Below are 14606 nucleotides of genomic sequence, written 5' to 3' on the forward strand. Positions count from 1 at the left end.
TCATGCAGCCATTTACTGGACGATTTATGCGGTTTAATTTATTTATTTATACGGCTCATATCACTGGCACTCGCCTTCTCCAAGAAATAATGGTACGGGTATAGATAAACTCAACATACGTTGTTGGAGTGACGTCACTCTTCCCCATCGCTTGTTCATATATGATATAGGGCGTTCTGTTACATAATACAATCTCATCGGCTTGAATATTAAACCTAGCTCGAGTTAAACTATCTCTCGATACCTCAACATCAGCAAATCCCGCTTCTTGAATGTTAATTTAATCTGTTCTTCTGTCAGTTTAGGACTTCGACAAAGAGCTTTTAGGTTTTCTCATACTTCATATATTATATTTGCCCCATGAATTTAATTGAAATGGCGGCTTAAGTTACTAAAGCGTAATAGGACAGCGGCAACTCCCTTTACCGCCGCCATCAATCACTCCCCCAACCTCTCCGCCAATCCGGAATAACGCTCGGTCTTTTTCCGCACGGCCTGTGCCAGCAGGGCGCGATCGCCGTAGAGATCGAGGCGGGCCTTGGCGCGGGTGATGCCGGTATAGACCAGCTCTCGGGTCAGCAGCGGGCTGGGGCTGTCCGGCAGCACCAGCACTGTATGGGCAAACTCAGAGCCCTGGGATTTGTGGATGGTCATGGCATAGACGGTCTCGTGGGGCGGCAATCGGCTGGGCAACAGGGCCCGCAGGGTGCCATCCGGCTGCTCGAACCATACCTTGAGGCGGCCGGTTTCGTCCGGCAGGCAGAGCCCCATATCGCCGTTGTAGAGGCCGATGCCGTGATCGTTGCGCACCACCATCACAGGGCGGCCCGCATACCAGTCGCCGTCGCGGGCGATGAGCCCCGCCCGTGACAGGGCCAGTTCGAGCCGCTCGTTTAGCCCCAACACCCCGAACGGGCCGTCCCGCAGGGCGCAGAGGATCTGGAAGCCGTTGAACGCCTTGAACACGGCGGACGCCTCTTCCCCCGCGCGGGCCGCCTTCAGATAGGCACCGTAACCGGCGACCCCCTGGGCAATCAGGGCGTCGTAGGCCTCCCCAGCCCAGGGGTGCAGGCTGATGTCCTTGAATCCCGCACTCCAGACCGATTCCACCGCCGCGGCATCGCCGCCGTTGCAGGCCCGCGCCAGCTGGCCGATGCCCGAATGCTGGTCAAAGCGCCAGCTCTTGGCAAGCAGACAGAGGCTGTCGCGCACCGGAGCGCCTGCGGGCGAGCCCTGCAGGCGGTAGCCGGTCTGGCGGGAGAGCCAACCCGCCTGCGCCGAGCTGATGCCCTGTTCGATAAAGCTGCAGATATCGCCGAGCACGGCCCCCGCCTCCACCGAGGCGAGCTGATCCTTGTCGCCGAGCAGGATGAGGCGGGCGTGGCTTGGCAGCGCGTCCAGCAGGCGCGCCATCATGGGCAAGTCCACCATGGAGGCCTCATCCACCACCAGCAAGTCGAGGTGCAGCGGGTTGCCCGCGTGGTGGCGGAACTGGCTGCGCCCCGGGATCACCCCGAGCAGCCGGTGCAATGTGCCCGCCTCGGTGGGGATGGCCTGGGCCCACTCGGGGGGCAGATCCAGGGCCTGCAAGGCAGAGCCGATACTCTCGGTGAGGCGCGCCGCAGCCTTGCCGGTGGGGGCCACCAGCCGGATCGCCGGGGCCTTGCCCGATTGCAGGCCGGTCTCCACCAGGATGGCCAGGAGCTTGGCGACCGTGGTGGTCTTGCCGGTGCCGGGACCGCCCGATATGACCGCGAAGGGGCGCGCCGCCGCAGTGGCCGCCGCCAGCTTCTGGCCGTTGCAGCAGAGCGCCTCGGGCACCAGCACATCCAGCGCGCTCAGCTCGCTCGCTGCCTGGGCGCTGGCCAGCAGCCCTTCGATGGCGGGCCAATCCACCTCGCTCGGGAACACCAGATCCAGATACTTCTCGACGAAGTGGCGGGCGGAGAAGTCGGGAGCGAGGCGAGCTTTGAGCAACGCATCGAACACCAGGCCGTAGTCGCGGGCAAAGAGCCGCGACAGGGCCGGGGCAATCTCAGGCCATTCGGCTCTTTCACTCAAAGCGCGCAGATGGCGGGCCACCCCCAGCTCAAAGTCGTGGTAGCGGGTGAGGTAGAGGCGATCGCGCCAGAGCCGCAGCGGCCAGCGCGGGGCGACCCCCTCATCTTGCTCGGTGCCAACCAAGGGGCTTGCCGCAAACAGGGCGGGCCAGCTCGCAGGATCCGCGAGATCCCACAGCAGATCCCGGCTCTGATCCGGATCCAGCCCGAAGGGGCGCAAGGATCCGGCAGCCAACATCTCCAGCGGTAGGCAGACGTGGCCGCGCCCAAGCTCGAAGCAGGCGAGCGCGGCCCCCAGCACCAGCTCGGGGCCGCCGCCCAGATCGGCCACCAGCTTGGCAAATTGCAGATCCAGCTCGCGGATACGCCCCGCCAGCGCCAGGGCTTTCAGCCGTTCGATCATACCGTCGCTCTTCATCTCGCCCCTCATGCCTCTGCCTTGTTTGATTTTTCTAAACGATGATCGTAAGGCTCCACACCTTCACTAAACAACTTGTCGAGCCCCAGCACCAGTTCACGGCTCGGGCGGGTATGGAAAATGCCCCCCTGCGGCATGCCGCGCAGGAACAGATAGAAGACACCGCCAAAGTGCCGGTCAAAGTCGTAGCCCGGCAGCCGCAAGCCGAGCAGCCGGTGCAGCGCCAGAGAGTAGAGCTGGTATTGCAGGTCGTAGCGGTGTTCCGCCATCGCCCGCTCCAGCGCCGGACGGCTGTAATCGGCGGGGCTCATGCCGAGGTGGTTGGATTTGTAGTCGAGCAGATACCAGCGCCCCTGCCACTCGAACACCAGGTCGATAAAGCCCTTGAGCATCCCCTGCACGGTGGCGAAGCCGAGCGGCTTGTTGCCCCGCGACAGGGGGTCGTGCTGCTGGCAGAGGGCGGTCAGCGCCGGTGCCGTCACCCGCCCCATGGGCAGGAAGAACTCCAGCTCCACCTGCTTGCGCCCGGGCGCCAGATCCCGCAGCCGCACCGGATCGCCAAGGCCCGTTTCCAGCGGGGTATCCAGCACCGCCTCCACCTGCTGTTGCAACACTTGGGCCCAGCTCTCGTCGAAACCATCTTGCGCCAGCAGGCCAGCGATATGCTGCGCCAGCGGCTCGCCCGCCGCGCTCTCGAAGTCTATGGTCTCGAACAGGCTGTGGAGCAGGGTGCCGGGACGCGCCCCCTTCGGGAAGGTGAAGATGGAGGGCTGGGGCGCCTCGTCCGGTTGTTCTGCCGCCAGCGCGGCCGCCTCGGTGACCACCTCGTCATCGAAGCCGGGGTTTGCCAGGACCCCCTTGCCGTGGCCGTTCCCCTGAGCCGCCAGCCCGGAGTAGGAGCTGATCCACCAGTCCCGTTCGAGGGAACCGGTAAAGTGGCGCACCTGGGGCTCCCCCAGCCGCTCCTCTTCTGGCGGCAGCGGGGCCGGACGGGTGAGCGAGGGCTCACCGACCGCCACCCCGGGCAGCGCCTGGGCAAGCTCGGTGAGGGCGGTCGCCAGGGTAGTGGCGTCCCCCTCTTCCCCCTTTTGCAGCAGGTAGCCGATGGCGGTGTGGTGCAGCTCGGTCTTCTCCGACTTGCCGTTGCCCGAGCGCACCGGGGCCAGCCCCAGCCAGGTGGCGTAGACGCCCCGGGTCAGGGCCACGTAGAGCAGCCGCAAGTCTTCGGCGAGGCGCTCCCTGTCCGCTTCCGCCAAGGATCCCTCGGCGCCGGTCAGATCGAGAATGGTGCGATTGCCCGCCTCGTCCGCCTCGTGATAGAGCGGGGTCTCGGCGGTTCTGTGGCTGCAGATGAAGGGCAGGAACACCAGGGGGTACTCCAACCCCTTGGATTTGTGGATGGTGACGATCTGCACCAGCTTGCGCTCGGATTCGAGGCGAAGTACCTGCTCCGCATCCTGGCCGCCCGGGCGGCTCACCGCCTCTCCCAGCCAGCGCAGCAGGGCATATTCCCCATCCAGCTCGCTGCTCACCTGTTGCAGCAACTCGCCGAGATGGAGGAAGTTGGTCAGCCGCCGCTCGCCGTAGGGGCTCGCCAGCAGGGAGGAGGCGAGATTGCGCCTGTGCAGCAGGGCCCGCAACATGGCCAGCACGCCGCGACGATGCCAGATCGATCGGTACTCCATAAACTCCTGCACCGCGCTCTCCCAGGCCCGCTCGTCCGAAGCCAGCGCGTCGAGCGCCCTGGCATCCAGATCAAACAGGCCGGTGGCGAGCGCCGCCCTAAGGCTCCTCTCTTCGCTCGGGTTCTGGCAGGCGTGCAAAATCAGCAAAATCTCCCGCGCCTCCACCTGCTCCAGCACGCTCTCGCGGTTCGACAGATAAACGGAGGCGATGGCGAGGCGCGCCAGCTCCTGCTGCACCAGCTTGCCCTCAGAGCCGGTGCGCACCAGCACGGCGATATCCCCGGCCTTCACTGCCTTGTCACCGATCAGCGCCTTGCCCTCGCGGGCCAGGGTCAGCAGGCGGTGGATCTCGGCGGCGGTGGCGCGGGCCATCTTGCTCTGGTAATCCCCCCGGTTGAAGGTGGGCTGGCCGCTCAGCTGCCAGCAGTGCAGCACGGGGGCGGTGGCCCCCTCCAGCAGCAGCGCCTTGCTCTTGCCCTGCGCCTCCACCGGCAGGAAGGGGATATCCGCCTCGTAGATAAAGGGATCCTTGGCCCGCTCGAACAGACCGTTGACCGCCCCCACCAGGGCGCCGCTGGAGCGCCAGTTGCGCCCCAGGGTGTAGTGGGCGCTTACATTTCGCCGCGCCTGGATGTAGGTGAAGATGTCGGCGCCGCGAAAGCCGTAGATGGCCTGCTTGGGGTCACCGATCATCAAGAGCGCCGTATCCTGATGGCCGCCGTAGAGGCGATGGAAGATGCGGTACTGCTGGGGGTCGGTATCCTGGAATTCATCTATCATCGCGACCCGGTAGGTGGCGCGAATGCGATCGCAGAGCCGCTCGCCCAGGCTGGAGCCGAGCGCCCCGTCGAGGTCTTTCAGCAGGTCATCGAACGAGAGCTGATGGGCCTGGCGCTTGCTGGCCTGCATCCGGCTGCGCACCACTTTGGCGGCCCGTTGCAGAATAAGGTCGCGAATACCGGGGCGGCTCGCCAGCAGCTGGTCGATCTGGCTGAACAGCGGCAGGGTCGGTAACGCCTTCCCCTTGCTTAGCTTGGCCTCCAGGGTTTCCTGGCCGAAGCGCTCGAGATCCTTGGGCAGGGTATAACCGCTGGTCGGATCCTGTGCCCAGTCGCCTATCTTGGCGAGCCAGCCTTCGTAGTTCTTGCCGGTATACAGCTTGATTTGCCCCTCTGTCTGGCGGCGGATCTCGTCCGTCTGCGCCAGCCAGGCATCTTTCACCGCCCCGATGCGGGCCATGGCGGCCTGATGGCGGGCGGCGAGGGTCTCATCCCCCAGCGCGGGGTGGATCTCCAGCTCGCTGTTGTCGAGCCAGCCGTTCATCTCCCGCAGCAGGGCGGCGGGGCTCGGCCAGAGCGCGCGCACCGAGCTGGCCAGGGTCTTGTCCACCGGATAGAACTCGGCGCGCCAGTAGTCGCTTACCGCCTGCAGCCTGAGCTGGCTGTCGTCGGTCAAAAATTCGGTCTCAAAGAGGGCGCCCGACTCGAAGGCGTTCTGCTTGAGCATCCGCTGGCAGAAGCCGTGGATGGTAAAGACAGCCGCCTCGTCCATCTGCCGCTCGGCAGCCAGCAGGCGGCGGGCCGCCAGCTCGTGATCCTCCACCTCGATCAGCAATTGGGCCAGCAACGCATCCTTGCTCTCACCGCGCATAAAGGCGAGGCGCGCCTCGTGAATGCGACCGCGGATCCGCCCCCGCAGCTCGGCGGTGGCCGCTTCGGTAAAGGTCACCACCAGGATCTCGGTCACCGAGAGCGGCCGCTCGTGGGCGCTGGGCTGACCGGCGTCTTCCCCCTCCTCTATCAGCGGGCCGTGGCCCAGCAGCAGGCGCAGGTAGAGACCGGCTATGGTGTAGGTCTTGCCGGTACCGGCGGAGGCTTCGATCAGTCGTTCACCATGGAGGGGAAAACGCAATGTATTGAGCGGGTTAGCCATTATTTCAGCTCCTCCAGGGTCTTGAGCAGCGGGGTCAGGTGTTCGCGGGCCAGGGCCTGCAACTGGTCCAGCACGGCGTCATCCAGCTCGGGGAAGCAGCGGGCGACATAAGGGTCTTGCCCCTCCCCCGTCACCATGTAGCCACCGTTGAAACGGGTGAGGGCCGCCTTGTCGGCCGCCTCCGGCTTGTCCGGATCCTTCTCGATCGCCTTGAGCCACTCCCAGGCGGTGTTGGGGAAAAACGGCAGCGGCCGCTTCATCCCCTGGGCCCAGAGCGCCACCAGGGCCGCCAGCCTGGGGCGCGCCTCGTCGGCCGACAGCGCTGGCAGCCGCAGACTCTGCTTGGCATCGAACAGCAGGGTGTCGCCGGGGGCGCAGCTCAATGAGAGACAGAGGTGCTGAACCCAGCCCAGCAGCAGATCCTTGCCGTTGAAGCTGCCGGGTTTGACCACCAGCGCTCGCCCCTTCTGGGTGTCGATCCACCCCTGCAGCTGGCCCTGAGTCAGGGAGATATCGATCTCCACCGCCCGTTTTTCATCCTCATCAGCCGCAACCCAGGGGCGCAGCCGATCCGCCAGCTTGCCCATCTCGGCATCCAGATCGTCCAGCAGCAGGCTGCCAAACCACCCTTGGGGCAGCAGACCGGTGAGCTGCAACTGCTCGCGACGCACTGTGCTGTCACCTTCCGCCAGATGAGCATCTAGCAGCAGATCTTTCAGCTGATAATGTTGCAGGCCATCCAGCTCGAACGGCTCGCTATCCTCGATATTGGCTTCGTTCAGCTCAAACCACACCTTGAGGCGACGGTTGAGGAAATATTTGGTGGGCTGTCGATAGAAGCGCAGCAGCTCCGCCAGCTCCAACCCCTGCTCCTTGCCCCATTCGGGTGGCAGCGGCAGCTCGCCGCTCTGGAAGTTGGCGGCGCCGCGCACCGGATTGAGGGCGGGCAGCCAGTCGGCGGCATAGGTAAAGAGGCGCGAACCCGCCTGCGGGTAGAAGTAGTTGCGGCTGTAGGGGGTGAGCGGGTGCGCCACCATCAGGTGGTTGAGCAGCCGCCGGCCTGAGGTCTCGTCGTCGAGGCTCTCATCCCCCGCCAGCACGAAGCCCTGCCGCACATAGTCGATCAGCTCCGCCAACAGCACCGAGGGCACCTTGTCGCTGTTGTCCTGGGCGCTGAAGCCCTGATAGCTGATATAGAGCCCCTGCTGGGCGCTCAAGAGTGCCTCGAGGAAGAGGTAGCGGTCATCATCGCGACGGGAGCGATCCCCGCGCCGCGACGCCACCGCCATCAGATCGAACCCCATGGGGGCCAGGGTGCGCGGGTAGACGCCATCGTTCATGCCGAGCAGGCAGACCTGCTTGAAGGGGATGGAGCGCATCGGCATCAGGGTGCAGAAGTTGACCTGACCGGCGAGGAAGCGCTGGCTGGAGCGGGACTCCCCCAGCACGCTGCCGAGATAATCCTGCAACAGATCGGCGGTGATGGGCTGCTCGAAGTGGGCCTCGCCGAGCTGGGTCTGCCAGTCGGCCAGCTGGCTGCGAATAAGCTGAAGCTGACGCTCTTCCTCCTCATCGGCCAGATAGAAGCGCTCCAGCAGCGCCAGCAGGCAGGCGTGCCACTCCGTCAGCGGCTGCGCCTGTTGCAGCCGGGGCAGGAATTCGGCCAGCGAATCGACAAACCAGGCGAGCTTGCCGAGCGCCAACCCCTGCTGACCCTCGATATCGGCATAAGGCAGGATGCCCGCCACCGGCTCGCCATCCCCCATGGCAAAACCGAGCAGCATGCGGCGCAGGCCAAACAGCCAGCTGTTGCCAGACATGGGCGGCAGATCGAAGCGAGCGGGGTAGCCGTCATCCAGCCCCCAGCGGATGCCGGTCTCCTGCACCCAGACCCGCAGCTGGTTGAACTCGTCGTCATCCAGCTCGAAGCGGCGCAGCACGGCGGGCACCTCGAGAATGGCGAGCAGCTCCCCCGCCCCCAAGCGGGCGTTGGGCAGTCTGAGCAGGGCGAGGAAGCTTTGCAGCAGCGGGCTCTCCTGACTCGCCGCCCGATCCGAGACCGCGAAGGGGATCTGGCCCCGCGCGCCAAACACCGCCTGAATGTAGGGGCCGTAGCTGTTCACGTCAGGCATCATCACCACCACGTCTTTCGGGGTGAGGGACGGGTCCTGCTCGAACAGCGCCAGCAGCCGGTCGTGCAGCACTTCCAGCTCGCGCATCGGGCCGTGGCAGGCGTGGATCTGCAGGGATCCATCCGCCGGGCTGATGGGGCTCTTGTGGTGGCTGGCGTCGAGACTGAACTCACCGGCGCCCCGTTCGGCCAGTTCCAGCACATCCTTCTGGATGGCGCGCAGCAGGCTGACGTGGCCCTGCTCGTCCACCTCGTCGATGTCGACGAAGGCCTCGATTTGCGGCACCTCCAGCTCCATCAGCTGATGCAGGTAGTCGCGCCCCAGCTTGCCCATGGAGGCGAGCAGCGGGTTGGCGGGGCCTTGCAGGGTCTCGATGTCGGTGCCGGGTTTGAGCTTGTTCTCCAGCCGTGCCAGGGTCTTTCTGTCCAGCAGATCCCCCCAGTAGTAGCGGCAGGGGTTGGTGACGAAGAGGTGCACCTCCACCTCGTCCCGGCTGCCGAGTGCCAGCAGGGCCTCCACATAGCGGGGCGGCAGCGCCGAGATGCCGAACACGAAGACCCGCTGCGGCAGCTTGCCCGGCAGCTCCCGGGTGCGCGCCAGCTCGTGGATAAACTCCTCGTAGAGGTTGGCTCTGTGATAGCCGCTCGGACTCAGTGCCAAGGTGCGGGCCACCAGCTCGCGCCACAGCTCCGGCTGCCAATCCTGGCCGCTCACCCCGGCCAGTTCCAACCCCAATCCCTCCCCCTCTTCCCAGCGGGCGATCCAGTCAGGCCGGTAGACCAGATACTGGTCGAACAGATCCGCCACCTTCTGGCAGAGCTGCCACAGCCGCACCTGCTCGGGATCCTGGGCGGGATCCTCGTCATCCCCACTCAGATAGGCGGCCAGCGGCGCGAAGGCGGGCCTGCCGAGCAGGGCAGGCAAGATGGTCATCAACTGCCAGCTCATGGAGCCCTTGTTGTAGGGACTCTGGCGGGGCACGTCCGCCAGCACCTGGGTGAACATCTCCCAGATAAAGCTGGCGGGCAGCGGGAAGTCGATATTGGCGGCGATGCCGAAGGCCTTGGCCAGCTCCAGCTTGAGCCACTGGGCCATGCCGGGACTCTGCACCAGGATCTGCTCGTGCTCGAAGGGGTGAGAGAGGGGCGCCTGCCGGATGCGGCTCACCAGCAGCTCCTTGAGCAGATCCAGCTGATTGGAGTGGTAGAGGGTAAACATGGACGACTCCCGCCAATTTCATGAAGAGGGGTGCGCGCCGGAAAAGGCGAGCCATTTCCGTCACTTCACACGAAATGGGATTGTCGGGGATCGGGGGATAAGATGCAAAAGGCGCTTGCCGCCGCCAGGGGCCTCGTCACAGTACCGGCATTCGCCCCCTGGCGGGCATAAAAAAGCCGGTGCAGCTGCACCGGCCAAAAGGCGTTGGAAAACTTGAACTATCAGGGTATTACCAGCACTTGCCGAGGCGGGCATCCAGGCTGAAGGCGCCAGGACCGGCTGCCGCCAGGGCCAGGAAACCACCGGCCACGGAGACGTTCTTCATGAACATCAGCATCTGCATCTGTTCGGCAGGCTGATAGTGGAAGATGAAGGCGGCCATCAGGGTGAAGCCGGCCAGCAGCACCGAGAGGCTGCGGGTAAAGAGACCCAGCACTATGGCAAGACCGCCACCCAGCTCCAGCAGGATCACCAGGGGCAGCATGAACCCGGGCACGCCCATGGCTTCCATGTAACCCTGGGTACCGGCGTAACCGCCGATCTTGCCCCAGCCTGCCATCACGAACATCAGCGCCAGCAAAATACGACCCGCCAGCAGTGCCACATCTTTCATCTTGTCCATCGTCAGATTCCTTTGATTACCCATCTTGGTAATAAACAGTGTAAGAGCTAATTGTTAACTCATTCATTTCGCCGTGATTTATCTATCAGGGCAGATCAAACAGCAGGGCTTCACTCCCCTCGGAGGCGGTGAGCGTCCAGGACGCCTCATCGCGACTGAGCAGGCCGTCGCCGGGTCGGGCAGCCAGACCGTTGCCAGTCAGCTCCCCTGAAATCATATGCAGGTAACCATGACGCCCTTGCAATGCCCATTCGAGGGTTTCCCCTGCGGCAAGTTGCAGTCGCCAGATGCGGGCCTGCTGGCGGATCCTGAAGGATCCATCCTCCCCATCCGGTGACGCGACCAGCGTCAGCCCCGGCTGGGTGGCTATCTTCTTCTGCTGATAACCCGGGGTTGTGCCGACTTCGTTCGGCTCTATCCAGATCTGCAACAGGGAGAGGGGCTCGGTCTGCGAGGGGTTGTACTCGCTGTGCCGGATGCCGGACCCCGCGCTCATCAGCTGGAAATCCCCCGCCGGGATCTGCTCGGCATGGCCGAGGCTGTCCCTGTGCTCTATGGTGCCGCTCAGCACGCAGGTGAGGATCTCCATGTTGGCATGAGGGTGGGTAGCGAAACCGCCACCCGGCGACACCAGATCCTGGTTGATGACCCGCAGGACGGAGTGCCCCATCCAGTCCGGGTCATAGTAGTGACCGAACGAGAAGCTGTGACGTGCATCCAGCCAGCCGAAGTTGGCATGACCCCGTTCTGCTGCGGCTCTCAATTTCATCATGGTGTGCTCCTCCAATACCTTTAAACGGTTGATTAGCGCTGGCGACCGTCACCCAGACCGAACGGGATGCGGTAGCTGCTGCTCTCGTTGCCCAGGCTGACCGTCAGGTTGCCCTGGGTGCGGCTCGGGATCTTGACCTGCTGGGTGCCCATCAGGCTGGCGTGAACCGATGCCAGCAGATCACCAGACTCATCGCGCACCTCCAGCATGGGGTTGGCCTTGCCAGCCATGGCGGCGGTCGCGTTCCAGTTCACGAACAGCACGCCCGGGGCGGCATTGATGTCGGCCGGTACGGCAGCCTGGGCGAAACCTGCGGTCATCAGGCCTGCAACGGCCAGCATCTTGATTACGTTTTTCATGTTCATTCACTCTCTTGGTTTTTATGTCATTGCCAAGGCCGGTCTGGCCCGAATCAATGCATCCATGCAAGAGGTTATTCAAATAGTGTGTTGTTCTTTCACCTACAGCAGACATCGTTCTGTGTGATGTCTCAGCCTGGAACTACCTTTTATTTGGCCGCTTGGCCTTCCTGCCTAAGCGTTGGTTGAATATTAAAGTGGCTTGCCCTAAGTTGTTAGCGAGATAATCTGGCAAACATGTTCAAAAAAATTGAAGGTTAGATATGGCCAAGGAATCGAACAAGGAGCGGGCGCTGACCCTGGAGGCGATCCGGGTGCTGGACGCCATAGACCGCCGTGGCAGCTTCGCGGCCGCCGCCGACGAGCTGGGCAAGGTGCCCTCGGCGCTGAGCTACACGGTGCAGAAGCTGGAAGACGAGCTGGACGCCATGCTGTTTGATCGCAGCGGCCACAGAACCAAATTCACCCCCGCCGGGCGCATGCTGCTGGAGCAGGGTCGTCTGCTGCTGGAGGCGGCCGAGCATCTGGTGGGGGAGACCCGGGCCCTGGCCCGGGGCTGGGAGACCGACATCACCATAGCCGTCGATGCCCTGGTGCCGCTGCAGGCGCTCTACCCCCTGGTGGAGCGGCTGGCCGAGCTGACGGATACCCGGCTGCGGTTGCGGGCCGAGGTGCTGGCGGGCAGCTGGGAGTGTCTGGAGGATGGCCGCGCCGACCTGCTCATCTCCTCCCTCAACCCCGATATCACCCTGACCGGCATCAAGCACCAGCCCTTGCAGGAGGAGGTGATGCTCTATGTCGCCCACCCGGATCACCCCCTGCACGGGGAGCCCGAACCCCTGGCGGACGAGACCCTGCGCCGCTACCGCGCCATCGCCATTGCCGACACGGCGCGGCGCAAGCCCGCCCTCACCTATCGCCTGCTGGACAAGCAGCCGCGCCTGACCGTCAGCACCATGGGGGAGAAGCGCGATGCCCTGCTGGCGGGCATTGGTGTCGGCACCATGCCCCTGAGCTGGATAGAAGAGGACATCAAGGCGGGCCGCCTCAAGGTGATCGGCCCCGAATATCGCCATCAGGTGCAGGTCGTGCTGGCGTGGCGGCGCGATACCATGGGCAAGGCCAAGAGCTGGCTGGTGCGGGAGATCCCCAAGCTGTTCCCCTGCAAGGGGGAATAGTCCCTCGGGAGGGCGGCGCAGGAGGTGCCAAAAGATGCGCCCCTTCCTTGACGGCGGGCTCAAATTCGGAGAAAAGAAAAAAAGCGGACCTCTTGCGAGTTCCGCTCAATGCCAGGAAAGAATAAAACCTTGCGGTTAAAAAAACCCTTAAATTGGAAGCAAACAATCGTTTTCTCAACCAGGAAGGCATTGAATCCGATTCGTGTTGGATTATGTGCGATGTAATATGCATCACCAGCAAAATGTTGGAAGGTTGAAGGATATGCACCACCGAGTGTCATTATCTGCCACCTTGCACCACAACTGGTCAGGCCATTTCAGCCGTTATCACCGGATTACTCTCCTCTGGTTTTTCTAGGTGTCAAAAATTGAGCCCGATACAGATAAATGACTCACTTTCTGGCACGACTAAAAATGCAGATAAAGGAATAGTTGCATGACCTACAGCCAGACCCTGGCCAACCACATTCTCGACACCCTGAAGAAGACCCTGACCGACAAGGGGATCCGCTATCAGACCCTGGCGGAAGCCATGGGGGTCTCCATCGCCACCGTGAAGCGGATGATGAACAAGCCCTCCCTGCCGTTCGATACCCTGCTGGAGATCTGCCATCTGGTCGGGCTCTCGTTCGAGGAGCTGCTGGATCGCACCCAGGACGCCCAGAGCCGCCGCGCCGTCTTCACCCAGGAGCAGGACGAGGCGTTTCACAAGGAGCCGGGGCTCTACGCCTTCCTCGCCAACATCTTCTGGCGCGACAAGACGTTGATCGATCTCAAGCGGGAATACGGCCTGACCGATGCCTCCTGCTACCTCTATCTGCGCAAGCTGGAGAAGCTCGGCATCTTGCAGCTCGGCATCGACAACAGCTACCACTTCCTCATCAGCGAGCGGATCAGCTTCGAGCAGCACAGCCGCTTCGCCCGCCAGCAGGCACGCCAGGCCATGTCGGTGCTGGGGGACTATCTGGTGGAGAACATGCACAAGTCGAACAACTACATGGCGCTGTGCCAGCTCCACCTGGACGAGAGCGAGGCCATGGCCCTGATCGATCGCATGAAGGAGTACTGGCATCAGGAGCTCAAGCTCAACCGCCCCGCCATAGGCCAGCGGGAGGGCAGCAAGACCTACACAATGTCGCTGCAACTGGCGGACTGCGGCTACCAGAGCTTCGACGACCTTATCCCCAATATCGACAACTGATCCCGGCGGATCCTGCGGGATCCGTCCGTTTTCGCTGGCGTTCCGTTATCCCGTAAGTTGAGCTTGCTGCGATCTGCCTGTTGCCGATTGCAGCGCCCGCGTATCCAGACAGATGCGGATCGCCACTTTGCCCGACAGTGCACTGGATATTCCCTAATCGGCGAGCCGGTTTTTTTGCAGCTTGCCTGCAGCTGATTGCAATACTCGCGTATCGAGGCAGATGCGGATGGCATCCGGTCGCCAGTGCTCGATGTCACAATCCACCAGCGCCCCCCGCTTGTCATAGTTGACCCGCACCAGTCTGAGCACTGCGCTCCCCTGGGCCAGATTGAGGGCGCGGGCTATCTCTCCCCGCGCCGCCGAGGGAGTGATCTCGAGACTCGCCCCCCCCTGGCCTATGCCATAGCACTGCTGATAGAGCTCGGTGAGGGAGCTGGCCAGCGGCGCGCTGGCGATATCGGGAAAGCGGCTCGCCAGCAGGTGGTGGCTGACGTGCAGCACAGGGCGGCCGTCGATAAGGCGCAGGCGGCGGATCTCGTAGAGCGGGGTGAAGGGCGCCAGCCCCATCCGGCTGCACAGCTCACTGCTGGCAAGCGCACTGCCGTGGGCCAGCACCCGGGTTTCGGCCACGCGCTGCTGCTCGCCGATCCACTGGTGAAAATGGGTGTGGATGGCGGGATCGTAGGTGAGGCGGGGTGGCGCCACGAACCAGCCGCGCCGCTCGGCCCGGTAGATGAGGCCATCCGCCTCCAGGCTGGAGAGCGCCTCCTTGATGGTGATGCGGGTGGTGGCGAAGCGTTCGCTCAGGGCCCGTTCGGCGGGTAGTTGCTGCCCGGCCCCCAGCTGTCCGCTGCCGATATAGCGACGCAGGGTTTGGCAAATCTGTTCGCACTTGGAGGGGTTGCGGCCATCGGTCAGCCCCTGTTCACTCAATCGCTCTGTCACTGTCACATCCCTGTCGGTCATTCCGGTGTGCGCCCCCTGGAGTAGACCAGCGGCTGTCGACCCCGAGTTGTAACCGTCCCTGAT

General features: G+C 63.6%; 9 protein-coding genes. 2 read left to right on the plus strand and 7 right to left on the minus strand.

From position 1 onward, the window contains the following. Nucleotides 1–438: 438 nt before the first annotated feature. The 6 genes from recD to ACWPWQ_RS03650 all read right to left on the minus strand — a co-directional run bounded on the left by recD (nt 439) and on the right by ACWPWQ_RS03650 (nt 11204). Nucleotides 439–2478: an exodeoxyribonuclease V subunit alpha gene (gene recD / locus ACWPWQ_RS03625; protein WP_454009020.1), complete on the minus strand. Its 2040-nt coding sequence runs from the start codon at nt 2476–2478 to the stop codon at nt 439–441. 8 nt (nt 2479–2486) lie between these two features. Further along, on the minus strand, nt 2487–6095 hold the full coding sequence (gene recB, locus ACWPWQ_RS03630) for an exodeoxyribonuclease V subunit beta (RefSeq protein ID WP_454009021.1): 3609 nt from the start codon (nt 6093–6095) through the stop codon (nt 2487–2489). Next, nucleotides 6095–9445 carry an exodeoxyribonuclease V subunit gamma gene (gene recC / locus ACWPWQ_RS03635; RefSeq protein WP_454009022.1) on the minus strand — a complete coding sequence of 1117 codons (3351 nt, stop codon included), beginning with the start codon at nt 9443–9445 and terminating at the stop codon, nt 6095–6097. Before recC ends, recB begins: the two co-directional genes overlap by 1 nt. A gap of 229 nt (nt 9446–9674) precedes the next feature. Next, complete coding sequence (locus ACWPWQ_RS03640) at nt 9675–10067, minus strand: DoxX family protein (protein ID WP_139436238.1); 393 nt, start codon at nt 10065–10067, stop codon at nt 9675–9677. A gap of 85 nt (nt 10068–10152) precedes the next feature. After that, nucleotides 10153–10839, minus strand: coding sequence for a pirin family protein (locus ACWPWQ_RS03645; RefSeq protein WP_171272794.1), 687 nt, complete (start codon nt 10837–10839; stop codon nt 10153–10155). Nucleotides 10840–10871: 32 nt separating this feature from the next. Continuing rightward, nucleotides 10872–11204: a hypothetical protein gene (locus ACWPWQ_RS03650; protein ID WP_025328578.1), complete on the minus strand. Its 333-nt coding sequence runs from the start codon at nt 11202–11204 to the stop codon at nt 10872–10874. A gap of 257 nt (nt 11205–11461) precedes the next feature. Between ACWPWQ_RS03650 and ACWPWQ_RS03655 the strand changes: the two genes are divergently transcribed. Beyond that, the gene (locus ACWPWQ_RS03655; RefSeq protein ID WP_005330088.1) at nt 11462–12376 is read left to right on the plus strand and encodes a LysR family transcriptional regulator; all 915 of its coding nucleotides are present in this window, start codon (nt 11462–11464) and stop codon (nt 12374–12376) included. Nucleotides 12377–12812: 436 nt separating this feature from the next. Continuing rightward, nucleotides 12813–13577, plus strand: a complete 765-nt coding sequence (locus tag ACWPWQ_RS03660) for a helix-turn-helix domain-containing protein (protein ID WP_005330085.1) — start codon at nt 12813–12815, stop codon at nt 13575–13577. A gap of 153 nt (nt 13578–13730) precedes the next feature. Here the strand turns inward: ACWPWQ_RS03660 and ACWPWQ_RS03665 are convergent, their stop codons facing one another. After that, entirely contained in the window at nt 13731–14543 is an 813-nt protein-coding gene (locus ACWPWQ_RS03665) for a UTRA domain-containing protein (RefSeq protein ID WP_454009023.1), read from the minus strand. Between the last annotated feature and the right edge of the window lie 63 nt (nt 14544–14606).

It is taken from the genome of Aeromonas sp. Marseille-Q7275, from assembly GCF_965119515.1.

Bases quoted from the DNA above. Each gene is read 5' to 3' on its own strand.
- recD (WP_454009020.1), bottom strand. From the start codon at position 2,478: ATGAAGAGCGACGGTATGATCGAACGGCTGAAAGCCCTGGCGCTGGCG.
- recB (WP_454009021.1), bottom strand. From the start codon at position 6,095: ATGGCTAACCCGCTCAATACATTGCGTTTTCCCCTCCATGGTGAACGA.
- recC (WP_454009022.1), bottom strand. From the start codon at position 9,445: ATGTTTACCCTCTACCACTCCAATCAGCTGGATCTGCTCAAGGAGCTG.
- ACWPWQ_RS03640 (WP_139436238.1), bottom strand. From the start codon at position 10,067: ATGGACAAGATGAAAGATGTGGCACTGCTGGCGGGTCGTATTTTGCTG.
- ACWPWQ_RS03645 (WP_171272794.1), bottom strand. From the start codon at position 10,839: ATGATGAAATTGAGAGCCGCAGCAGAACGGGGTCATGCCAACTTCGGC.
- ACWPWQ_RS03650 (WP_025328578.1), bottom strand. From the start codon at position 11,204: ATGAACATGAAAAACGTAATCAAGATGCTGGCCGTTGCAGGCCTGATG.
- ACWPWQ_RS03655 (WP_005330088.1), top strand. From the start codon at position 11,462: ATGGCCAAGGAATCGAACAAGGAGCGGGCGCTGACCCTGGAGGCGATC.
- ACWPWQ_RS03660 (WP_005330085.1), top strand. From the start codon at position 12,813: ATGACCTACAGCCAGACCCTGGCCAACCACATTCTCGACACCCTGAAG.
- ACWPWQ_RS03665 (WP_454009023.1), bottom strand. From the start codon at position 14,543: ATGACCGACAGGGATGTGACAGTGACAGAGCGATTGAGTGAACAGGGG.